Genomic DNA, 21,766 nt, shown 5'->3' with positions numbered 1-21,766 from the left:
CCTAGAGTGCGCGGAAACTCGACCAAAGTCCAAGCGGGCTTGCGCCCAACAGCGCAGAGGTCGACACAAGCGCTACGTCTTTCTGAGGATAACCGATGAGCTACCGCGCCCCCGTCCGTGACATCGCATTCGCCCTCGACGCCGTGGCCGGCATCGATCAGGTCGCAGCGACCGGCGCCTTTCCCGATTACGACGCGGATGTCGCCTCGGCCGTGCTGGACGCCGCCGGTCAGTTTTCCGAAGAGGTTCTGGCCCCGTTGAACCGCCCCGGCGACCTGGCGGGCGCCAAATACGCCAACGGCGCCGTGACGGCCGCTCCCGGTTTCGCCGACGCCTATCAGCAGTTCGCGGCCGGCGGCTGGACCAGCCTGACCGCCTCGGTCGAGGCCGGCGGGCAGGCCCTGCCCAAGGCGCTGGAGTTGGCGGCCTATGAGACCGTCCACGCCGCCAACATGGCCTTCGGCCTGTGCCCCATGCTGTCGCTGGCCTCCATCGAGGCGTTGGAGCAGGTCGGCAACGAGCATCAGAAGGCGACCTATCTGCCCAAGCTGGTCTCGGGTGAATGGACCGGCGCCATGGTTCTGACCGAGCCGCATGCCGGGTCCGACCTGGGCGCCCTGACGGCCACGGCGGTTCCCAACGGCGACGGCACCTACGCCCTGACCGGCCAGAAGATCTTCATCACCTGGGGCGACCACGATGCGGCGGACAACATCGTCCATCTGGTGCTGGCCCGCCTGCCCGACGCGCCTGCAGGGCCGAAGGGCATCAGCCTGTTCCTGACGCCCAAGTTCGCGGTGAACGCCGACGGTTCGCTGGGCGAGCGCAACGCCTTCCGCCCGGTCGGCGTCGAGCACAAGCTGGGCATTCACGCCTCGCCCACCTGCGTCATGAGCTATGAGGGCGCCCGCGCCGAGCTGGTCGGCCAGCCGAACCAGGGTCTGGCCCATATGTTCGTCATGATGAACGCCGCCCGCCTGGCCGTCGGCGTCGAGGGCGTCGGCATCGCCGAGCGCGCCTATCAACACGCCCTGGCCTATGCGCTGGAACGCCGTCAGGGCCGCAGCGTCTGGACCGGCGAGAAGGACGCGCCGATCTTCGACCACCCCGACGTGCGCCGGATGCTGTCGGTGATGAAGGCCAAGGTCGCCGCCGCCCGCGCCATCTGCCTGTCGACCGGCGTCGCCGCCGACCTGGCCCGCCACGCCGCCACAGAAGAAGAGCGTACGGCGTGGAAGGGCCGCGAAGACCTGTTCACCCCGATCGCCAAGGCCTGGTCCACGGACGTCGGCTGCGAAGTCGCGTCCCTGGGCGTTCAGGTCCACGGCGGCATGGGCTTCATCGAGGAGACCGGCGCGGCCCAATACTACCGCGACGCGCGCATCGCCCCGATCTACGAAGGCACCAACGGCATCCAGGCCATGGATCTGGTGGGCCGTAAGCTGTCGATGGACGGCGGCGAGTCGGCCAAGGCCCTGATCGCCGAAATGAAAACGACCCTGGCCCAGATCGACCACCTCTATAGCGGCAAGCCGGTCGAGCGCTTCGCCACCGCCATCGAGGCGGTCGAGGACGCCACCCTGTGGCTGCTGGACGCCAAGGCGGACGCCGCGCGCGCCGCTGACGTTCTGGCCGGCGCCGACGCCTATCTGAAGCTGATGGGCGATGTGGTCGGCGGCTGGATGCTGGCCAAGGGCGCCCTGGCGGCCAAGGCGAAACTGGACGCCAATGACGGCGACGCCGCCTGGCTGCAGGGCAAGCTGGACCTCTACGAGGTCTACGCCGCCAACGTCCTAGGCCACGTCTCCAGCCGCCTGGCCGCGGTCGGTCAGGGCGGGGAGCTGCTGCAACGGATGACGGTGGACGCGCTCGCGGGCTGATCCGAGCGTCGAAGACTGTTCAAACGGCAAAGCCTCCTGCATCGTGTGGAGCGGGAGGCTTTTTTAAAGATGATCTTGCCTGCTATAGCACTCGCGTCCGGCCTTGCTCTTGCTCAGTCTCCCGACAAAGCAGAGCAGCAGCCCGAAACGCCCCGCGTGGCCTGGTCTATTCCTCCGGCTCCAACCGAAGAGGATTTTCCTGAAGCTTTGCTGACCCTTAACCTGGCAGGAAAAGCGGTGGTGATGTGCGTAGCTGATGCCGACGGCTATGCGCGCGAATGCGTCGTAAACGCCCGCCCGTCCGGCCTTGGTCTGGAGCAACACGCTGTCGAGGTCGTCAAGCGCGGCCGCATCAAAGCCATTTGGCCCGGTGATACGCCTGAGAACCTGAGCTTTTCGGTAAGGCTGCCTTTTACCTCTTACATGCCGCCGCCTCTACCTCCGACAGATCGCTGGACAGGGCCTTCCCCAACCTCGGAACAAATCGAACTGGCGACCCGAACCGCCGACGAGATTCTCGCGATACATAATGAGCCGTTGAGCGACGACGTCATTCCCTTAGCGCTGGACGAGGCGCTCAGAACGGAAGTGGAGCCCGAACAGGCAGCCCTCATCCGCAGCCTCTATCAACGTTATGGCATCTCCTCACGAGAGGCCCACGCCCTGAACATCCGCATGATGGCCCGGATGATCGCCCTGACCGAAACGCCAAGGCCTATCGAGTTTGCTTATTATTCCGACGAGCCGGAGATACAGGAAATGATGCGTGATGCCGAAGCAGGCGAAGGCGTTCTGGCGTCGACCTGGCGCATCCGGACGGCATACTGCGAACGTTTCGACTGCTCTGTGGAATACCCTGAAGAACCTCCAGCACCCGATCATTGGCGGCTACGCGACGACAAGCCATTCACGCCGCCTCAATCCCCCGACTGATCGAGGAGGGCGATCGTCTCGCGCACATAGTCGGCATGGACCACAACGCCCAGGTCGATGCCCTGGCCGCCGCTCTGGACCTCCTGCACCAGCACTCCGGCAATGAAGGGGTGGTCGGGAACCGGCGCGCCCGGCACGCGCCGCGCCGCCGGAGTCCAGAAGACGGGTCCGCCGGAATTACCCTGCGCCACCACGAAATCGAGCAGGAAGGTCGGGAAATGCCGGATCGGAGTCAACGGCCATGAACTGATCCGTCCCAGCCGCAGGATCGGGAAACCCGCCCGGTTGGCCGACAGCCCATGCGGATAGCCCAGGGCCAGAAGCTCGTCGCCTGGGCCCATGCGCCAACGGTCGAAGGCGTCCGCCTCGGCCAGCCAGCCGAGCGGAATCGCCGCCTGAGCAAAGGCGGGCGGCGCCGTGATCTCCATCACCGCCACATCGCGCTCAGGGTGGGCTGTCCACAACGGCGCGCCGCCCGCATCGCGTATGCTCAAGGTTTCGGGCGTGAACTTCCACGCCCCGTCCGCCTCGGCTGTGCGCCAGCCAATGCGCGCTTCATTGCCTGGCATGACGTCCAGCACGTGCCGGGCTGTCACCAGCACCACGCGTGGGGCGCCGTCGGGTCTGGGGGCGGAGATCAGGAAGCCCGCACCGACCTTCCTCTGTCCGCTGCCTATCGCCTGATCCAGTTGCACGGTGGCGTTGATGACCCCGACCGTCAGGTCCCATTCGGGCGGCGAGGCGGAGACGATAGCGGGTTGTTCGGGCGGAAGATCCTGAATGACCATGACGCCATTTGACGCCGAGCGTCGCCGCGCACAAGGTCCGGCTCAAATGATAATCGAGGGGAAGCCCACACCATGAACCGCCGCGAACTGATCGCCTCGACCGCCGCCGTCGGCGTGATCGCCGCCTCCCCCGCCCTTGCCCGCCAGAGTACCGGAGCCTCGATGTCCAAGCCCACCCCGCCCGTCGCCAAGAAGGTCCCCGTCCGCATCGAGCAGTTGGGCCGCGTGCGCGTCGACGACTATCAGTGGATGAAGGACGACAACTGGCAGGCCGTGCTGCGCGATCCGTCGCTGATCAAGGCCGACGTCAAGGAGCACCTGACCGCCGAGAACGCCTATCGCGAAGCCATGATGGCCTCGACCCTGCCGCTGCAGGCCCAGATGTTCGAGGAAATGAAGGGCCGCATCAAGGAGGACGACAGCTCCGTCCCTGCGGCAGACGGCCCGTGGGAGTACTACGTCCGCTACAACGTCGGCGATCAACACCCGCTGTATTGCCGCCGCCCGCGTGGCAAGACGGACGGCGAGCGCATCCTGCTGGACTGCAACAAGCTGGCCGAGGGCAAGGCCTATTCGGAGGTCTCGGCGACTGAACACAGCCCCGACCACGCTCTGTTCGGCTATGCCGAGGACGCGCAGGGGTCCGAAGTCTACAAGATCTACGTGAGGGATCTGGCCACCGGCGAGGTGCTGCCCAACCCGATCGAATCGGCCAGCGCCAACTTCACCTTCTCGCCTGACAGCCAGTGGATCTTCTGGACCAACCGCGACGACAACGGCCGCCCCGACAAGATCTTCCGCCGCCCCGCACGCGGCGGCGAGACCGCCTTGGTCAATGAGGAACTGGACGATGGAATGTTCCAGGGCATCGAGCGCACCGCCGACGACGCCTTCCTGGTCATCAATATCGCCAATCAGGAGACCTCGGAGAGCCGCATCATCCCGGCCTCAGATCCCACGGCGACGCCCGCCCTGGTCGAGCCGCGCCACGTCGGCCGCCTGTACGACCTGGACCACTGGGGCGATCGCTGGGTGATCCGCACCAACGCTGACGACGCCGTCGACTTCAAGGTGATGGAGGCCCCGACCGGCGCGCCCGCCAAGGCCAACTGGAAAGACCTCATCCCCCACACGCCGGGCCGCTTCATCGAGGGCGTGGCCTTGGTGAAGGACTATCTGGGCCGCCAGGAACGCGCCGACGCCAACACCAAGATCGTCATCCGCGACCGCGGCGGCGCCGAACATGAAATCGCCGTGGACGAGCCCGCCTACGCCCTGTCGCTGGGCGGGGCGTCGGAGTTCGACACCACAATCATGCGCTACGGCTACAACTCGCCGTCCACGCCGACCTCAACCTACGACTACGACCTGAAGACGCGTGAGCGGACCCTGCGCAAGGTTCAGCAGATTCCCTCGGGCCACAATCCAGCCGACTATGTGGTCGAACGGCTGAACGCCCCGGCCTCGGACGGCGAATTGGTGCCGGTGACGGTGCTGCGCCGCAAGGACACGCCGGTCGACGGATCGGCGCCGCTGCTCCTCTATGGCTACGGCTCCTACGGCATCCCGATGGCGGCCGGCTTCTCGACCAACCGCCTGTCGCTAGTGGATCGCGGCTTCATCTACGCCATCGCCCATATCCGCGGCGGCTCGGACAAGGGCTGGAACTGGTTCCTGACGGCGCGTCGCTTCACCAAGATGAATACCTTCACCGATTTCATCGCCGCCGCCGATCATCTGATCGCGCAGAACTACACCACAGCGGGGAACATCGTAGCCGAGGGCCGCTCGGCCGGCGGCCTGCTGATGGGCGCGATCACCAACATGCGGCCCGAGTTGTGGGTGGGCGTCATCGGCGGCGTGCCCTTCGTCGACGTCATCAACACCATGAGCGACACCAGCCTGCCTCTGACGCCGCCGGAATGGCCCGAATGGGGCAATCCGCTCGAAGACGCGGCGGCCTATGACTACATCCTGTCCTACAGCCCCTACGATCAGATCGAGGCCAAGCCCTACCCGGCGCTGTTGGCGACCGGCGGCCTGTCCGACCCGCGCGTCACCTATTGGGAGCCGGAAAAGTGGGTGGCGAAACTGCGTCCCGCCTCGACCTCCGGCAAGCCGGTGCTGCTGAAGATCAATATGGAGGCGGGCCACTTCGCCTCCTCCGGGCGCTTCGACTATCTGAAGGACATCGCCCACGACTACGCCTTCGCCGTCTGGGCCGTGGAAAAGGGCTGGGAGAAGGCCTGACGAGAACAGGAGGAACTTCGGTCTGCGACGTTCCTCCCATTCTGGCCGCTAACACCTGAATTCGCAGATTTTTATCAAAAGCGCGACAATGCGCTTGACCGAAGCGGCGACGCCCCGTATCCGCTCCTTCCTCTCCTCCTCGCGGGGGGAGCAACGCGGGTGTAGCTCAGTTGGTTAGAGTGCCGGCCTGTCACGCCGGAGGTCGCGGGTTCGAGCCCCGTCACTCGCGCCACTCCTTCTCAAGCATTTGAGGGAGTGGCGCACCGCCCTTCCCTTTCGATGTTGATACGGCGCCATTCGGTGAATGATCACAAGGTCATCGCCGCTTTCGCAGGCGCGTCTCCGAACCCCAAAGCTCGGTTTCGGCTCGATGTCATTTCAAGATGCCTCGCCCCACCCTGCCTTCGGCGATGAATCGGTCCATATTTTCCATTATGATAATCGTGAAGCGCAGGCCCTACGTTCCTCGGTCCGGTCGTCAGCCATGATCCCCTACGTTCGCCAGTTCGACTTCGCCTACGGGCGCCGCGATCAGGTTTCGCCTCTGATCCAGCGCGTCGTCGCGGACAATCCAGGGCCATTCACCTTCACGGGAACAGGGACCTATATCGTCGGCCGGGATCGGCCTGGCGCGGGCGTGGCGGTCATTGATCCGGGCCCGCTGGATGACGCTCACATGGACGCCCTGCTGCGCGCTGTCGCGGGACGCGACGTCAGTCATGTGCTGGTCACGCATACGCACCGCGATCACGCCCCCCTCGCCCGCCCGTTCGCCGAAGCGGTCGGGGGCGCGCCGATTCTGGCGATGCAACCGCCGACGCGCACCACTCACGCCTCAGACAGCGCTCTGGATGAGGATGAAGACGAGGACTTCCATCCCGACGTCATCCTGACCGGCGCAGAGCGGATCGAGGGAGACGGCTGGACACTGGAGGCGATGGCCACGCCGGGCCACGCCTCGAACCACATGGCCTTCATCCTGAGGGAAGAGAACGCTCTGTTCAGCGGCGACCACATCATGGGGTGGTCGACCACCGTAGTGGCGCCGCCTGACGGCGACATGGCCGCCTATATGCAGAGCCTCGACGACGTGCTGTCGCGGGGTTTTTCGACCATCTGGCCCACCCATGGCCCGGCGATCACCCAGGTCGCGCCGTTCCTCAAGGCCTATCGCGCGCACCGACTGGAGCGCGAAGCCCAGATCATGGCCCGGCTGGCGTCTGGGGACCGGACCATCGCGCAAATGGTGCCAGCCCTTTACGCCGCCGTCGATGCGCGCCTATGGCCGGCCGCAAGCCTTTCGGTACTGGCGCACCTGATCAAGCTGCAGAAGGAAGGCCGTGTGCAAGTCGAGCCTCGAGCCGAGCTTGGCGCAATCTGGGGGCTGACCGGCGCGGCCTAGGGCGTCAGTTCCGCCACCACCGCCTTGGCGAGGCGGCAGGCTTCATCGCCGATATGCAGGCTGTCGCGCCCGGCCACACGCACGTCTGTCCGGCCTGGGCGAATGCGGACAGTGACATCGTGCGTCACGCCGAACCAGGCGCCCTCTTTACGCCCGTCGACCCGGAACGGGGCTGTACCCAGGACGGTGAACCCCGCTTTTTCCAGCGCCCAGGCGGCCGTTTCCGGCGCGACCTGGGTCGACGCGGCCGCCAGCCCCGGACAGGCTTGGGGTTGGCTGTCGCCCGCCCCCGCCAGACGTCGTTCCGCCGCCAGAATACGGCCGAAGGCAGGCGGCTCGTCCAGGTCAGTGGTCACATCGCGCGGCGCCTCGCTGAAGCGGCGCTCCTGAAACGCAAAGCCGCCGACCGTAACCCCGGCGATCAGCAAGGCTGCGGCGGCGATCCCCAGCAGCCGACGCTCGCGAAACGCCAACAGGCAGGCGGCCAGGGCCGCCGCAAGGCCGAGATAGGCAAGGATGCGCCCGACCGTGAGGCCGAGAACACCCATGCCGAACTCCAGGCTCCACAGCTGCGCTCGCGTTCCGACGACGGCGACCAACAGCAGGACCGGCGCGAGAAGCGTGGCCGCCAGAAGCAGCTGAGCCAGCCAGCTTCCCTTGGGATGGGTGTTCGACATGGGCTTCCTCCGACGCCATCAGCCAGCGGCGGGCAATCGATAGTCCTTCATCCGCTCTCTCAGGGCCTTCTTATCAATCTTGCCCGTGGCGCCCAAAGGAATGTCATCGACGAAGACGACATCGTCAGGCATCCACCATTTGGCGATCTTGCCTAGCAGGAAGTCCAGATGCTCCTGCTTGTCCTCGGCTTCCCCATCCTTCAGCTTGACCAGCAGCACCGGCCGCTCGTCCCATTTGGGGTGCGCCGCGCCGATGACGGCCGCCAGGGCGACCTTCGGATGGCCCACGGCGATGTTCTCGATGTCGATGGAGCTGATCCATTCGCCCCCGGACTTGATAACGTCCTTGGCGCGGTCGGTGATCTGCATGAAGCCATAGGTGTCGACGCTGGCGATGTCGCCCGTGTCGAAGAAACCCTCATGATCGAGGATGTCTCCGCCCTCGCCCTTGAAATAGGCGCCGGCGACGGTTGGTCCCTTGACCATCACCCGGCCGAAGGTCTTGCCATCATGCGGCATTTCCTGGCCGCCGTAGTTCTTGATTTTCAACTCGACGCCCAGCGGCGGCGTGCCCTGCTTCATCCGCCAGGCCATCTGCTCGTCGTACGGCTTGGCCTTCAGCTCGGGCGTCAGGTTAGCGACGGTGCCGATCGGCGACGTCTCGGTCATGCCCCAGGCGTGGACGACCTCGACGCCGAACTGGTCCTGGAAGCCGCGGATCAGGGCTTCGGGACAGGCCGAGCCGCCGATCAGAACCTTGCGCAGGGTCGAGAACTTCAGCCCGTTCTCGACCATATGGCCGTACAGTCCCTGCCACACCGTGGGCACGGCGGCGGAGAAGGTCACGCCTTCGGTCTCGATCAGTTCGTAGATGGATGCGCCGTCCATCTTGGCGCCCGGCATGACAAGCTTGGCCCCCGCCGCCGGCCCGCCGAAGGCTATGCCCCAGGCGTTCGCATGGAACATCGGCACGATGGGCAGGATGACCTCGCTGGGCGTCGCCCCCATGACGGTCGACTGCAGCCCAAGCAGGGTATGGATGAAGTTCGAGCGGTGCGAATACAGCACGCCCTTCGGATTGCCGGTCGTGCCCGAGGTGTAACAGAGTCCGCAGGCCGTCTGTTCATCGAAACCGCCCCAGACGACGTCGCTGCTGACCTGCTCCAGCACCGTCTCATAGGCCTCGGCCTTTGGCAGCTTGGCCTGAGGCATATGGGCGGCGTCGGTCATCACGATGACTCGTTCGACCGTCGGACAATGCGGCAGGACAGCCTCGAGCAGAGGCACGAAAGTCAGGTCGGTGAAGATGATCCGATCTTCGGCATGGTTGATGATGTAAGCCAGTTGCTCGGGAAACAGGCGGGGATTCAGGGTGTGGCAGACAGCGCCGATCCCCATGATTCCGTACCAGGTCTCGACATGGTTGCCGGTGTTCCAGGCCAGGGTGGCCACACGGTCCCCCGGCTTGATCCCCCAGGCCAGCAAGGCGTTAGAGACCCGGCGTGCACGATCATGAATGGCGGCGTAGGTGGTGCGGACGATCGGCCCTTCGACCGAACGGGTCACGACCTCGCGTTCTCCATGCCAGTTTTTGGCGTGGTCGAGGATCTTGTCGACCGTCAGCGGCCAGTCCTGCATCATACCCAGCATTAGGCATTCCCTCGTAAATGCGCCTGGTTGAAAACGGCGCTTGTCGTCACGCTAAGACAGGTGAACAGCCACAGGCAACGTGACGCAAGGGAAGGCTGGGCGCGACAGATCGCCATAAACCGACCCTTCCGGACTTGCGTTGCCGCGCGTCCGGAGGAAGTAGAGCGCCCATGACCATTTTGATCGCAATCACCGGCGGCTCGGGCTCGGGCAAGAGCACGCTGGCCGAGGCCCTTGTTTCCTCCCTTCCCGATGGCGTCGCCACGCTATTGAGGGAGGATTCCTACTACCTGGACGCGGCTTCCGTTCCGGGCTTCGACGCCGCGACCCACGACTTCGACGACGTAGCGGCGCGTGATCACAATCTGCTGATTGCGGACCTGGCTGCGCTCAAAAGCGGGCAGGCCATAACCGCCCCCGTCTATTCGTTCATTCACCACGGGCGAGAGCCGCAAGGCGAACCGGTCAGCGCCACCGACGTGATCGTGGTCGAGGGCACCCACCTGCTCTGCACCCCGGGCCTGGCGGCGCTGTTCGACATCAAGGTGTTCGTGGACACGCCTGCGGACATCCGCTTCATCCGCCGCCTGCTGCGCGACCAGACCGAACGAGGACGCACGGCGGAATCGGTTATCCAGCAATATCTTGGCACAGTGCGGCCGGGTCATGAGCGCCTGACAGAACCGTCCAGGGTCCATGCCGATTTCATCGTCGCCGACGCGACCGCGGCCGTACGCCTGGAAGACCCTCAGGCCGTCGTCCGGCTGGCTGCGCCTGTCCTGGCTCATCCGCTGCTGGAGCCCTGGGTAGCGTAACGCCGTTCACGCGGAGGACGATACGATCTCGTTGCAATTGCGACCGTTTCAGGGCAATCTTAGCCGAAAGGCGGGTAAACGCCATGACGGCCCTTATCCACGGCATTGAAGATCCTCGGCGCACCGCATTGGTCCGGCAGGCGCGGCTGCATTTTATTACCGAAGGCTACGTGGGGACCCGGATGGAGCCCATCGCCCGTGAGGCGGGCGTGTCCACGGCCACTCTCTATGCCATGTTCGAGAACAAGGCCGCCCTCTTCGCTGCGGTGATTGAGGAAGCAGCGGGCGACTTCGCGGCAAAGATGTCTTCTGTCCAGGCCTGCACGGGAACGCCCAAAGAGCGCCTGCAGGGCTTGCTCGCTGGCTACGCTGATTTCCTGAGCGACGCTTTCGTCCAGGCTATCTTCCGTTTGGTCATAACGGAACGCTCGCGATTTGAAGCCGCGGCCATCGACTTCTTTGAGAAGGCTAAAATGGACTTCGGCGGTCCGCTGATCACCGCATTGAAAGAGATGGAAGCCAGCGGCGAGTTGAAGCTGGAAAAGGCGTCATGGGCGGCCGGCCAGCTCATGGGGATGGTCGAGCATCCCGTCTTCTTCGTACCCATGATCACGGGCGGCGAGATCAGAGCGGAGCGCGCACCGACAGAGATCGCCGCTGACGCCGTGCAGACCTTCCTGTCGCGTTATCAGGTCTGAGCGGCTGGCCTCACGGCCAGAGCCGGCTTGTCGACCATGTGGCCTCCCTGCGGTCGAACCGCAGCCGGTCGTGAAGCCGGTACGGACGGTCCCGCCAGAACTCGATCTGCTCGGGGCGGACACGCCATCCGGTCCAGCGATCAGGGCGCGGCACGTCTTCTCCCTCGAACAGGGCCGTCTGTTCGGCGACCTTGGCCTCCAGTTCCTCGCGGCTGCCTAGAGGCCGGGATTGGTCAGACGCCCAGGCGCCGATACGGCTTTCTCGTGCGCGGCTGGCGAAGTAGGCGCTGGCCTCCTCCTCGCTCACCCGTTCGACCGCGCCGCGCACGCGGACCTGTCGCCGCAGGCTTTTCCAATGGAACAGCAAGGCGGCCGTCGGATGCGCCCACAGTTGCTCGCCCTTCGCGCTCTCCTGGTTCGAGAAGAAGGTGAAGCCCCGCGAGGCAACGTCCTTCAGCAGAACCATGCGCACGTCCGGCGCCCCCTCCGCATCGACGGTGGCCAAGGCCATGGCGTTCGGATCGTTAGGCTCGCTGCGCTTGGCCTCTTCCAGCCATTCGAGAAACAAGCCGATTGGTTCATCGCGCTCAAAGATCGTCTCATCGGCGTTGGCCGCCAGTTGGGCGGCGTAATCTTCGGCGGTGGGACTGGGAGGGATAACAGGCGTATTCATGAAGGGGCTTCCTGGGCCGCATCAAGGCGTCAGTCATCCGTCGCTGACATGAAGCCTGAGTCAATAGGACAAAGCGCGGGCGGCCTCACTGCTCCACAAATTGTGACGCCGGCCGGACGGTTAACCTCGTCTTGACCATAACCTCCCAGGTTGGCGCAATGAACGCGCAGCCGGTTCTTTCTAAACAGGAAGCACGCCTTCTGTTGGGGCTGCGCGGCCCCGCCGATTCCGACGAGCTGGCAGCGGCGTTTCGGGCCGTCGTCAAGGCTGCCCACCCGGATCATCCTGAAGGCGACGCCGACCGATTCAGGCAAACGGTGGCGGCCTACCGCCTTCTTCAGGCTGAGCTCCCTGCCCTCCCTGCTCCTATCCGCGTCGCAAGCCGAACTGAAACGCCACCGCCTGCGCGTCAGGCCGTCCCGCCTCTGATCGTGCTGACGCCGATGCAGGCCTTGAGCGGGGGAACGGTCGGTTTCAGGGCGTCAGGCCGTCACCTGCTCGTTCATGTCCCGCCCGGCGTGCGTACGGCGGACCGCATCCGCCTGGCGGGCGTCAACGGACTGATCCCAGTCCTGATCCGCCCTGCCGACGGCCTGTCGGTTCTGGGAGCCGACCTGTTCATGGAGTGGCCTATCGCGTCACGTCTGATGCGAGATGGCGGGCGGATCGAGATCGACACGCACGCCGGGCCGCAACCGGCGTGGCTGGTGCCGGACATGACGGCGCCGGTTCGCCTGCGCCTGCCCGGTTTGGGCCTGCCGGCGCGCGGCAAGCGCCCCGCCGGCGACCTATTCGTCAAACTGATCCCGTCCGACGACCTGCCGTCGGCCGCGGAGGACATGCTGCTTCGCTTCACTCGGGTCTGGACGCCGCAGCGCATGGCGGCCTAAGCGTCGCTATCATGTCGCACAACACCTTCGGCCACCTGTTCCGCATCACCACCTGGGGCGAAAGCCACGGGCCAGCCATCGGCTGCGTCGTCGATGGCTGCCCGCCTCTGATCCCGTTGACCGAGGCCGACATCCAGCCGCTCCTGGATCAGCGCAAGCCGGGCGGCAGTCGCTTCGTCACCCAGCGGCAAGAGGCCGACCAGGTTCGCATCCTGTCGGGCGTTTTCGACGACGGTAACGGCATGGTCACGACCGGCACGCCGATCAGCCTGATGATCGAGAACACCGATCAAAGGTCCAAGGACTATGGCGAGATCGCCCGCGCCTTCCGCCCGGGCCACGCGGATTATGCCTACCAAAGCAAATACGGCGTGCGCGATCATCGCGGCGGAGGCCGATCCTCCGCCCGCGAGACGGCCAGCCGCGTGGCGGCGGGCGCCGTGGCCCGCAAGGTGCTGGGAGAGAGCGTCCGCATTCGCGCGGGCGTGGTCCAGCTGGGCCCGCATCGCATCGCCGACGAGGCGATCGACTTCGACGCGGTCCACGATAACGCGTTGTTCGCCGCCTCGGCCGAGGTCGTACCCGCTTGGGAAGAGTACCTGGATGGCGTGCGCAAGGCCGGCTCATCCATCGGGGCTGTCGTGGCGCTCGAGGTCACCGGCGTGCCAGCGGGCTGGGGCGCTCCTCTCTACGGCAAGCTGGACGCGGAACTGGCGGCAGGGATGATGTCCATCAATGCGGTCAAGGGCGTCGAGATCGGCGCTGGCTTTGCCGCCGCCGAGCTGTCAGGCGAGGACAACGCCGACGAAATGCGCCTGGGCGAGGACGGCCGACCGGTCTTCCTGTCGAACAAGGCCGGCGGCGTGCTGGGCGGCATCTCCTCCGGCCAGCCCCTGACCGCGCGCGTAGCGTTCAAGCCAACCTCCTCCATCCTGACCCTGCGCCAGTCGATCAACCGCGACGGCGAGGAAGTCGACCTGCGCACCAAGGGCCGCCACGATCCCTGCGTCGCCCTGCGCGGCGTGCCGGTGGTCGAGGCCATGGCCGCCATCGTTCTGGCCGACGCCATGCTGCGGCACCGGGCGCAGGTGGGCTGAGCGAGGTCTAACCCGCTCGCGTCGCCTTCACCTTGATCTCGACGCCGATAACCTTGGACACCCAGTCGCCGCCTGCGTCAGACATTATGCCGATGTTCAGCGCGCTCCGGTCTAGCTCCAGCTTGCCCGCAACCGTGGCCGCGCCGTTCGCCTCATCAAAGGTGAAGGGCAGAACGACAGGGATGGTCGTCGCCTTGATGCGCAGGGTTCCCGCCGCCTCATAGCGGTTTGCGCCCAGAGCCTTGAATCCCGACGTCTCAAAGCGGGCGGTCGGATAGGTCGCGGTGTCGAGCCAGTCAGCGCCCGGCAGGCTGCCCTCTTGAGTGGCGTCCCCGGTCTTGGCCGAGCCGGTCTCGATAGTCACAACAGCCTTGGAGCCGGCCAGGTCGGCGGGATCGAACCAGATTTGGGCGTCCCATTGCTCGAACCGACCAGTGAAGGCCTTGCCGGTGTGAGTTCCCGTGAACTGGATCGTCGAGGCGGCCTTGTCCACGGTCCAGACGGCCGCCGTACCCGGCGTCACAGCGGTATCGGACGCAGGCGCGGCGGCGGGAGCGGGAGCGGATGCCACCGACTGCCCTTCCGTCGTAGGCGCAGGCTTGGCGGCCATGCCGAAGGCAACGCCGATGACGACCACGAAGGCGACGCCCGCCAACCGCTCGGCCCAGCGGACCGCCGGCGTCGGATCAGGCGCAACGCCCTGATTGTCGTCGCCGTGCGGCAACATCGGGATCATGTGCGAGAGGACGCCGTCGCGATCCAGGAACTGGTGCTTGAGCGCCGCTCCGACGTGCAGGGCGACCAGAACGATCGCGCCCCAGGCCAGCTTGCTGTGCGCGCCCATGGCCATCCACGCGATCGTGCGTCGGGCGGCTTCGGAGGCATGCTCAATGAAGGGCAGGTGTGGAATAGTGAACAGGCCGAACCAACTGGTCGCCACGGCGAGCGGCGTGTCCGTAGCCACGGCCCAGCCCGTTGAGACATAGGCCCAACCCGTCAGCGGCAAAGCCAGCATCAGGGCGTAGAAGGCGGCGTGCGTCGCCCGCGCAGCGAACTGCTCCCACCCCTTCATGGCGCCGGGCAGGGCCGGAACCGGGTGCGTCAGCCGCCACACGATCCGCAGCGCCGTCAGCGCCAGGATCAGGAAGCCGATAGACTTGTGAATTTGAAAGACACGATAGGCCAGAGCCTGGCTGCCGGGCTCATTGATGGCGTCGCTCATCCACCAGCCCATCGGGATCATCGACAGGATGGCGACCGCGATCACCCAGTGCAGGGCGATGGCGACGGCGCTGTAACGGCTGGGGCGGCGGGTCATGGTAGCCTCGCGTCAGTCTGAACGTGAAGAGGGCGGAACCGAACGGCCCCGCCCCTTCGTCGTGCTTTAGCCTATCGGGCGGCCGGAGCCGCCGGGGCGACTTCCTTGATGAACTCGGCGTCGAAGCGGATGGTCACCTCATCGCCCACCGGACCCAGCGGCATGCCGAAATCGGTGCGCTTGAACTTGCCTTCAGCCGCGAAGCCGATGGCCGGCGCCGGCACGAAGGGGTGCTGTTCCAGGTCGCCGATGAAGGTGGCGTCCAGGGTCACCGGCTTGGTGACGCCCAGGAAGGTCAGGTCGCCCGTCACCTTGGCGGTGCGCGAGCCGGTCAGCTCGACCTTGGTCGACTTGAAGGTGATCTGCGGGAAGGCCGTGGCGTTTAGGAACGCCTTGTTCTTGGCGATGTCTTCGCTGAAGCTCTTAAAGCCGGTCGCGGCGTGCGTACCGACGTAGTCGCCGGGGAAGTTGGTGTCGATCGAAGCCGGGTCGATGGTCGCCTCGACCGTGCTGTTGGCCAGGTTCTCGGTGTCGAGGGTGATCTTGGCGTCGAACTTGTTGAAGCGCGCCGTGTAGTTCGAGATCGAGTTGTGCGGCACCGACCATTGCAGCGAGGCGTGGGTGGGGTCCATGACATAGACGCCGGCAGTCGCCTTCAGCGCGACCGGAGCGGTCGAGGCAGCATCGGTCGTCGGGGCGCCGGCGGTGTCGGCGGGTTGACCGCAGGCGGCCAGCAGGGCGGCGGCCGAAACGGCGATCAGGGCGGCTTTGATCTTCATGGGAGGAAACCTCAGTCAGACGGTTGAAACGAATGATGGACAGACAGTCCAGAAACAGGTCGATTGTCCGCTCGGCCTCGCCGTGGACTGCAACAGTATAAGTTGCTATTCTCGGGCTTCAACCCCCCGATCACAAAATTCGCCCCGAACCTCACGAAAAAAGGATTGAGGTGCGCACGGCGACGACGGCGCCTATCCTTGCGACTCACATGACGATCCGCCGCCTCCCCCCCGAAACCGTCAACCGCATCGCCGCCGGCGAGGTGGTCGAACGCCCCGCCAGCGCCATCAAGGAGTTGGTCGAGAACGCCATCGACGCGGGCGCCCGCAGCATCGAGATCCAGGCGGACGGTGGCGGCCTGACCCGCATCCTGATCGCCGACGACGGCAAGGGCATCCCGCGCGAGGAACTGCCCGTCGCCATCGAACGTCACGCCACCTCGAAGCTGGAGCCCGACGACGCCGGCGACGTGGACCTGCTGCGCATCTTCACCCTGGGCTTCCGGGGCGAGGCCCTCCCCTCCATCGGCTCAGTCGCCCGACTGAACATCACGACCCGCGCCAGGGCCGAGGCGGGCCAACCACAGAACGACGCCTGGGCCGTTTCAGTCGAGGGCGGCGCCCAACGCCCCCTGTCGCCCGCCGCCTTCCCCGGCCCGCACGGCGCCCGGGTCGAGGTGCGCGACCTCTTCTACGCCACCCCCGCCCGGCTGAAGTTCATGAAGTCCGAGCGGGCCGAGGCCATGGCCATCTCCGAAGAGATCAAGCGTCAGGCCATGGCGCATGAGGCCGTGGCCTTCACCCTGTCGTTGGACGGCAAGACCACCCTGCGCCTGCCCGCCGAACATCCCGGCGACGAGGGCCGGCTGAAACGGCTCGGCGCGCTGCTGGGCCGCGACTTCGAGGCCAACGCCCTGCTGATCGATCAGGAGCGCGACGGCGTGCGCCTGTCCGGCTATGCGGGCCTGCCGACCTACTCGCGGGGAAATGCGGCGCACCAGTTCCTGTTCGTCAACGGACGGCCTGTGCGCGACCGTCTGCTGCAGGGCGCCCTGCGCGGCGCCTACGCGGACTTCCTGGCGCGCGACCGGCATCCGGCGGCGGCCCTCTTCATCGACATCGACCCGCTGTATGTCGATGTGAACGTCCATCCGGCCAAGGCGGAGGTGCGCTTCCGCGACCCGGCCCTGGTGCGCGGCCTGATCGTCGGCGCCCTGCGCCACGCGCTGCACGCGGCCGGGCACCGCGCCTCGACCACGGTCGCCGCCGACGCCCTATCGGGATTCCGGCCGCATACGGGCGAGGCGCTCTACAATCCCGCCGCGCCGCAGTCGTACAGCAACGCCGCTCCGGGCTGGAGCGGCTGGCAGGGCTGGTCACAACCGGCCGCCGCGGCCCAGAATTTGCCCGGCCTCAATGAACGCTCCGCCCGCGTCGAGCATACGTGGAGCGGCGAAGCCGCCGCCCCCAGCTTCCGCACCCTGGCCGAAATCCAGGCCGAACACGCGGGCCAGATCGCGCCCGGCGCGCCTGTCCCGGTCGATCTGATCGACTATCCGCTGGGCGCCGCGCGAGCCCAGTTGCACGGCACCTACATCGTCGCCCAGACCCGCGACGGCCTGGTCGTCGTGGACCAGCACGCCGCTCACGAACGCCTCGTCTATGAACGGATGAAGGTCCAGATGGCCGAGGGCGTCGTCACCCGCCAGGCCCTGCTGACGCCCGAGGTGGTCGAACTGGATCCCGCCGAGGCCGACCGCATCGCCGCCAAGGCCGATGAGTTGGCCGAAATGGGCCTGATCGTCGAGGCGTTCGGCGCGGGCGCTGTGCTGGTGCGCGAAACGCCGGCCCTGCTGGGCGACACAGACGTTCAGGGCCTGATCCGCGACATCGCCGATGATCTGTCGGAACACGGCGCCGCCCTGTCGTTGAAGGAGCGCATGGCCGAGGTCTGCGGCACCATGGCCTGCCACGGCAGCGTCCGCGCCGGCCGCGTTCTCAGCGCCCCCGAGATGAACGCCCTGCTGCGTCAGATGGAGGCCACGCCCCACTCCGGCCAATGCAACCACGGCCGCCCGACCTACGTCGAGCTGAAGCTCAACGACCTTGAGAAGCTGTTCGGGCGGCGCTGACCGCCCAACCTCAGCCCTCCCGGCCAATAATCGGAGCCCACTGCCCCGAGGCCCGGGAACCGGTCAGATGCAGTGCTTGCGGCGAAAGTCTTCCTTGAACAGGGCGGCGTTCTGAGGCTTCCGAATCCAGGCCTCGTGCCGTCTTTTCTCGACCTCCAACACCGGAAACCAGGTTCGTTTGAGATTGGCGTCCTGATCGCAACGGTCGTCGACCGTTTCAACCAAGTTCCAGACCATGCCGGCGTAGATTTCGTAGCGTCGCCGGATCTTGGTCGAGCGCTTGTCCTTCCCCTCCAAAGGCGGAGGAATGCTGGCGGCCGGATAGTCCAGCGCCGCGCGCTGCAGGTCGAAATAGAGTCGATCTAATTCCGCGTAGGTGACGTCACGCAGTTGGCGCGACACGTCCGTGATTGCGCGCCAGGCGCCCCAGAAGGCGAGAGCGAACGCCAGGAGGGCGGCGATATCCTCCAAGCTTATGGAGCCATCCAATGTGAAGGCCATGCGCATTCTCCACGGAATGCTCCACTGAACGCGCATGCGCGCGCATTTAACAAATCATAGTTCGTTGAAATGTTGAGTCTCGACAGGGGACGCCCGCGCCGCCGGGCTTTGACGCCTCAGAGGCTGAGCGCCTCGACCAGGCTGCTGGCCTTGCCGCCCGACACCACCTCTCCGCCGCCGATGGCGTAGACCGTTCCGTCCACGCTGGCCGCGGCAAGGCCGTGACGCGGGGTGCGCATGGCCGGTCCCGCCGTCCAGGCGTCGCGCGCCGGGTCATAGAGCCAGGTCTCGGCGAAGACCCCGCCGCCCGGCCGGTCGAACCATTCCCCGCCGAAGGCGACCAGCCTTCCGCCCGTCTCGGCCATAGCCAGACCCCCGCCGACCTGTTTTCCGGTCGCGGGCGAGGCCGGGATGGGCGCCAAGGTGTCCCAGCGGTCGCTGGCGGGATCATAGCGATCCAGCCGCCCGGTTCCGCCGCCGTCCACCGTGCGGCCGCCCGCCACGAACAACTTGCCGTCCAGCACGGCGCCCGCCGCGCTGTTGCGGGCCATCGGAGCCGGACGCGCCGCGTCCCAGCGATTGGCGGCGGCGTCGAAGACCAGATGGGTCGCCACGTCGCCCTGATCGTTCCATTGACCGTTCGCCTCGCCCTTGGGCGAGCGGCCGGTGATCAGGTGCACCCGATCGCCGAGCGACAGGCCCACGGTCTCGCACAAGCGCTCGGGCATCTGGCCGACCTGAGCCCAGACGCCCCGGTCGATGGCCCAGATGTCCGTCATGGCCGTCCATTCGCCGCCGTCGCGCCGGTCGTAGCCGCCGAAGGCCCAGATTCGCCCGGCCGCCGCCGCCAGCATCGGGTGGTGGCGCGGTTGCGGCAGACGCGGTCCCTCGCTCCAGCGGTCGGCCTTCACGTCATAGACGGCGGTTCGATCATTGATGTGAAGTCCGCCTGTGGCAGAGCGCACCAGGCCGCCGGCGACCGTGATCTCGCCGTTCAGCGCCGCGCAGTAGATTTCCTGCGTCGGCCACGACATGGAGGCGCGGGGCGTCCAGCCGGCTTCGGCGCGGGCGACGGCGGGCGCAGCGGCGACGGCGGCGCTTGCGGCGAGGAAGGTGCGGCGGTGCATGGTCATGCGGCCAAGCCTAGCCGTGCCGGCTTCAGCGCGCCAGAACCGTTACGCCGCCTGCTTCTCGGCTGCCTTCAGAAACAGCACCCGGGCCGCGCCGTAGTCGCGCGCGTCCAGCCGCTCATAGCCGGGCGTTTCGATCTCGGGCTCGTCCGAGCCGCGCTCGAACACCACGATGGCGCCCGGCGCCAGCCAGTCGCCCTCCAACAAGCGCGCCAGCGTCTGTTCGCCCAGGCCCTTGGCGTAGGGCGGGTCCAGAAACGCCAGGGTGAAGGCCTCGCCCGCCGAACCGGGACGCGGCCCCAGGTCGGTCGCGCTGCGCCGATGCACACGGCATCGGCCGAACAGACCATAGGCGTCCATGTTCTCGCGGATCGCGCCGCGCGCGCCGTCATCCGTGTCCACGAACAGGCAGAAGGATGCGCCACGCGACAGGGCCTCGAAGCCCAGGGCGCCCGAGCCGGCGTACAGGTCGATCACCCGCGCCTCGTGCAGGCCCTCAGCCCAGGGGGCGTGCTCCAGCACGTTGAAGATCGCCTGACGCGCCCGATCCGAGGTCGGCCGCGTGTTCTGCCCCTCGGGCGTGACGATGGCGCGCCCCTTCAGGCTGCCGGCTACGATGCGCATAGATCAGCCGCGCCCACGCGGGCCGCCGCGACCGCCGCCGCCCGACGGCTTGCCGCCGAAGGGTTTGCCGCCAGAGGGCTTGCCGCCGAACGGCTTGGCCCCAAACGGCTTGCCGCCGCCGCTCGGGCGGTCGCTGGACCGCTCCCCGGAGCGTTCGCCGAAGCGCGTGTCAGACCGGCCGCCCGCGCCGCCGGGCCGTCCGAACGGCTTGCCGCCCGGGCGGCCGCCCTTCGGCGGGCCGCGACGGTCGTCGATGAACTGGTCAGCGCGCGGTTCGCGCGGCTTGAACGGGCGGCGCGGGCGGTCGTCGTTCCCGGCGTCTTCACCTTCGCCCGGACGGGCGCGCGGCTTGAAGGTCTTGGAATGCTCGAACTTCGGCTTGGCCTTGGCCCAGCCGTCCTTCTTGGCGGGTTTGCCGAACTCAGCGCCCTCTTCCGCCGCGGTTTCGGCGGCGCGCACGCGGCTGGGCTTGCGCGACGGGTCGGACATGGCCGAGCCGGACTTGCCGCGCACGATCGGCGTGCCGCTGCGGCGGCCGGGCGTCGGCGCCGGCGTCTCGACCGTGTTGCCAGTCGGCAGGTTCTCGGGGCGGATGTGCTCAGCCAGCATCTCGCGGATCACGCGCGGGCCGACTTCCTCGACCGCGCCGACCGGCAGGGTGCCGAGTTGGAAGGGACCGTAGGCCAGGCGGATCAGGCGGTTGACCGTCAGGCCCACGCTCTCCAGCACCTTACGAACCTCGCGGTTCTTGCCCTCGGTGATCTGGACGCTGAGCCACAGGTTGGCCGAGGACTTCTCGCCGTCGGCCTTCTCCTTGGCCTTGTCGATGGTGGCTTCGACCGGGCCGTAGCGGATGCCGTCGACGACCACGCCGTCCTTCAACTTGTCCAACTGCTCCTGGGTGATGCGACCGCGCGCGCGGGCGCGATACTGGCGCACCAGGGCGGTGTCCGGCAGTTCCAGCGCCCGGCTGAGTTCGCCGTCATTGGTCAGCAGCAGCAGGCCCTCAGTCGCCAGGTCGAGACGGCCGACCGAAATCACGCGCGGCAGGCCGCTGGGCAGGGCGTCGAACACACTGGGGCGGCCCGCCGGGTCATTGTGGCTGGTGATCAGGCCCGCAGGCTTGTGATAGCGCCAGACGCGCGTGGCCTGAGCCGCGCCGATCGGCTTGCCGTCGACGGTGATCTTGTCATCGCGCTTCACCAGCACGGCAGGCGTGTCGAGGATACGGCCGTTCACCGCCACCTTGCCCAGACCGATCAGCCGTTCGACCTCGCGACGCGAGGCGATGCCCGCGCGGGCCATGACCTTGGCGATTCGTTCGCTGCGCTCGGGCGCCTTGGCTTCGGGCGCAGGCTTGCCCCCCGAACGGCCCTCGGCGCGGTCGCGGGGCTTCCCGCCCGGCTTGCCGTCCTTGTCAAAGGGCTTTCGCGGGCCCTTGTCGGCGAAATTACGGGGACCGCGCGGCCCGTCGTCTTGACGGGAGCGGGGCTTCTTGTCGTTGTCTTTGGGATGGCGATCCATGATGA

General features: G+C 66.8%; 19 protein-coding genes and 1 tRNA gene. 10 read left to right on the top strand and 10 right to left on the bottom strand.

Annotation, left to right across the window (positions count from 1 at the left end; genetic code table 11):
* Positions 1-95: 95 nt before the first annotated feature.
* Together H9656_RS02675 and H9656_RS02670 are read left to right on the top strand one after the other, a co-directional pair.
* Positions 96-1,880, top strand: coding sequence for an acyl-CoA dehydrogenase (locus tag H9656_RS02675; protein WP_191742721.1), 1,785 nt, complete (start codon positions 96-98; stop codon positions 1,878-1,880).
* A 69-nt stretch (positions 1,881-1,949) separates the two neighbouring features.
* Positions 1,950-2,813: a hypothetical protein gene (locus tag H9656_RS02670; protein WP_191742720.1), complete on the top strand. Its 864-nt coding sequence runs from the start codon at positions 1,950-1,952 to the stop codon at positions 2,811-2,813.
* On the opposite strand, the gene H9656_RS02665 is transcribed toward H9656_RS02670, so the two are convergent.
* Positions 2,798-3,601 carry a trypsin-like peptidase domain-containing protein gene (locus H9656_RS02665; RefSeq protein WP_191742719.1) on the bottom strand — a complete coding sequence of 268 codons (804 nt, stop codon included), beginning with the start codon at positions 3,599-3,601 and terminating at the stop codon, positions 2,798-2,800. The two genes, H9656_RS02670 and H9656_RS02665, sit on opposite strands and share 16 nt — an antisense overlap.
* A gap of 72 nt (positions 3,602-3,673) precedes the next feature.
* On the opposite strand from H9656_RS02665, the gene H9656_RS02660 reads away from it, so the two are divergent.
* The 3 genes from H9656_RS02660 to H9656_RS02650 all read left to right on the top strand — a co-directional run bounded on the left by H9656_RS02660 (position 3,674) and on the right by H9656_RS02650 (position 7,253).
* Positions 3,674-5,851, top strand: a complete 2,178-nt coding sequence (locus H9656_RS02660) for a S9 family peptidase (RefSeq protein ID WP_191742718.1) — start codon at positions 3,674-3,676, stop codon at positions 5,849-5,851.
* Positions 5,852-6,006: 155 nt separating this feature from the next.
* A tRNA-Asp gene (locus H9656_RS02655) sits at positions 6,007-6,083 on the top strand.
* A gap of 252 nt (positions 6,084-6,335) precedes the next feature.
* The gene (locus tag H9656_RS02650) at positions 6,336-7,253 is read left to right on the top strand and encodes an MBL fold metallo-hydrolase (protein ID WP_191742717.1); all 918 of its coding nucleotides are present in this window, start codon (positions 6,336-6,338) and stop codon (positions 7,251-7,253) included.
* On the opposite strand, the gene H9656_RS02645 is transcribed toward H9656_RS02650, so the two are convergent.
* Together H9656_RS02645 and H9656_RS02640 are read right to left on the bottom strand one after the other, a co-directional pair.
* Positions 7,250-7,930, bottom strand: a complete 681-nt coding sequence (locus H9656_RS02645; protein WP_191742716.1) for a DUF1499 domain-containing protein — start codon at positions 7,928-7,930, stop codon at positions 7,250-7,252. The genes H9656_RS02650 and H9656_RS02645 overlap by 4 nt on opposite strands.
* Before the next feature lie 18 nt (positions 7,931-7,948).
* On the bottom strand, positions 7,949-9,580 hold the full coding sequence (locus tag H9656_RS02640) for a long-chain-fatty-acid--CoA ligase (protein WP_191742715.1): 1,632 nt from the start codon (positions 9,578-9,580) through the stop codon (positions 7,949-7,951).
* Between the two features lie 170 nt (positions 9,581-9,750).
* On the opposite strand from H9656_RS02640, the gene udk reads away from it, so the two are divergent.
* Together udk and H9656_RS02630 are read left to right on the top strand one after the other, a co-directional pair.
* Positions 9,751-10,395, top strand: a complete 645-nt coding sequence (gene udk, locus H9656_RS02635; RefSeq protein WP_191742714.1) for a uridine kinase — start codon at positions 9,751-9,753, stop codon at positions 10,393-10,395.
* 83 nt (positions 10,396-10,478) lie between these two features.
* Positions 10,479-11,093 carry a TetR/AcrR family transcriptional regulator gene (locus H9656_RS02630; protein ID WP_191742713.1) on the top strand — a complete coding sequence of 205 codons (615 nt, stop codon included), beginning with the start codon at positions 10,479-10,481 and terminating at the stop codon, positions 11,091-11,093.
* 10 nt (positions 11,094-11,103) lie between these two features.
* Here H9656_RS02630 and pdxH read toward each other — a convergent pair whose 3' ends face one another.
* A complete protein-coding gene (gene pdxH / locus H9656_RS02625) occupies positions 11,104-11,766 on the bottom strand; it encodes a pyridoxamine 5'-phosphate oxidase (protein WP_191742712.1) in 663 nt (220 codons plus the stop codon).
* 431 nt (positions 11,767-12,197) lie between these two features.
* Here pdxH and H9656_RS14060 point away from each other — a divergent pair, with 431 nt between their 5' ends.
* Together H9656_RS14060 and aroC are read left to right on the top strand one after the other, a co-directional pair.
* Entirely contained in the window at positions 12,198-12,656 is a 459-nt protein-coding gene (locus H9656_RS14060; protein WP_225212196.1) for a DnaJ C-terminal domain-containing protein, read from the top strand.
* Between the two features lie 11 nt (positions 12,657-12,667).
* On the top strand, positions 12,668-13,753 hold the full coding sequence (aroC, locus tag H9656_RS02615; protein WP_191742710.1) for a chorismate synthase: 1,086 nt from the start codon (positions 12,668-12,670) through the stop codon (positions 13,751-13,753).
* Positions 13,754-13,760: 7 nt separating this feature from the next.
* On the opposite strand, the gene H9656_RS02610 is transcribed toward aroC, so the two are convergent.
* Positions 13,761-15,071 carry a YceI family protein gene (locus H9656_RS02610; RefSeq protein ID WP_191742709.1) on the bottom strand — a complete coding sequence of 437 codons (1,311 nt, stop codon included), beginning with the start codon at positions 15,069-15,071 and terminating at the stop codon, positions 13,761-13,763.
* A 71-nt stretch (positions 15,072-15,142) separates the two neighbouring features.
* A complete protein-coding gene (locus H9656_RS02605) occupies positions 15,143-15,850 on the bottom strand; it encodes a YceI family protein (protein WP_191742708.1) in 708 nt (235 codons plus the stop codon).
* Positions 15,851-16,059: 209 nt separating this feature from the next.
* On the opposite strand from H9656_RS02605, the gene mutL reads away from it, so the two are divergent.
* Positions 16,060-17,982, top strand: a complete 1,923-nt coding sequence (mutL, locus tag H9656_RS02600) for a DNA mismatch repair endonuclease MutL (protein WP_191742707.1) — start codon at positions 16,060-16,062, stop codon at positions 17,980-17,982.
* Positions 17,983-18,045: 63 nt separating this feature from the next.
* On the opposite strand, the gene H9656_RS02595 is transcribed toward mutL, so the two are convergent.
* The 4 genes from H9656_RS02595 to H9656_RS02580 form a co-directional block, all read right to left on the bottom strand.
* Positions 18,046-18,489 (bottom strand): hypothetical protein, encoded by a 444-nt coding sequence (locus tag H9656_RS02595; RefSeq protein ID WP_191742706.1) that lies wholly within the window; start codon positions 18,487-18,489, stop codon positions 18,046-18,048.
* A 110-nt stretch (positions 18,490-18,599) separates the two neighbouring features.
* Positions 18,600-19,616 carry a Kelch repeat-containing protein gene (locus H9656_RS02590; protein ID WP_191742705.1) on the bottom strand — a complete coding sequence of 339 codons (1,017 nt, stop codon included), beginning with the start codon at positions 19,614-19,616 and terminating at the stop codon, positions 18,600-18,602.
* A gap of 42 nt (positions 19,617-19,658) precedes the next feature.
* Positions 19,659-20,237 (bottom strand): 16S rRNA (guanine(966)-N(2))-methyltransferase RsmD, encoded by a 579-nt coding sequence (rsmD, locus tag H9656_RS02585; protein ID WP_191742704.1) that lies wholly within the window; start codon positions 20,235-20,237, stop codon positions 19,659-19,661.
* Positions 20,238-20,240: 3 nt separating this feature from the next.
* Entirely contained in the window at positions 20,241-21,761 is a 1,521-nt protein-coding gene (locus H9656_RS02580; RefSeq protein WP_191742703.1) for a pseudouridine synthase, read from the bottom strand.
* Positions 21,762-21,766: the final 5 nt, after the last annotated feature.

Origin of the sequence: Brevundimonas guildfordensis (assembly GCF_014836405.1) — a bacterium.
GTDB classification, from domain to species: Bacteria; Pseudomonadota; Alphaproteobacteria; order Caulobacterales; family Caulobacteraceae; genus Brevundimonas; species Brevundimonas guildfordensis.
Note: the sequence above shows the minus strand (reverse complement) of the source record. Positions and strands in the feature narration are given on the sequence as shown.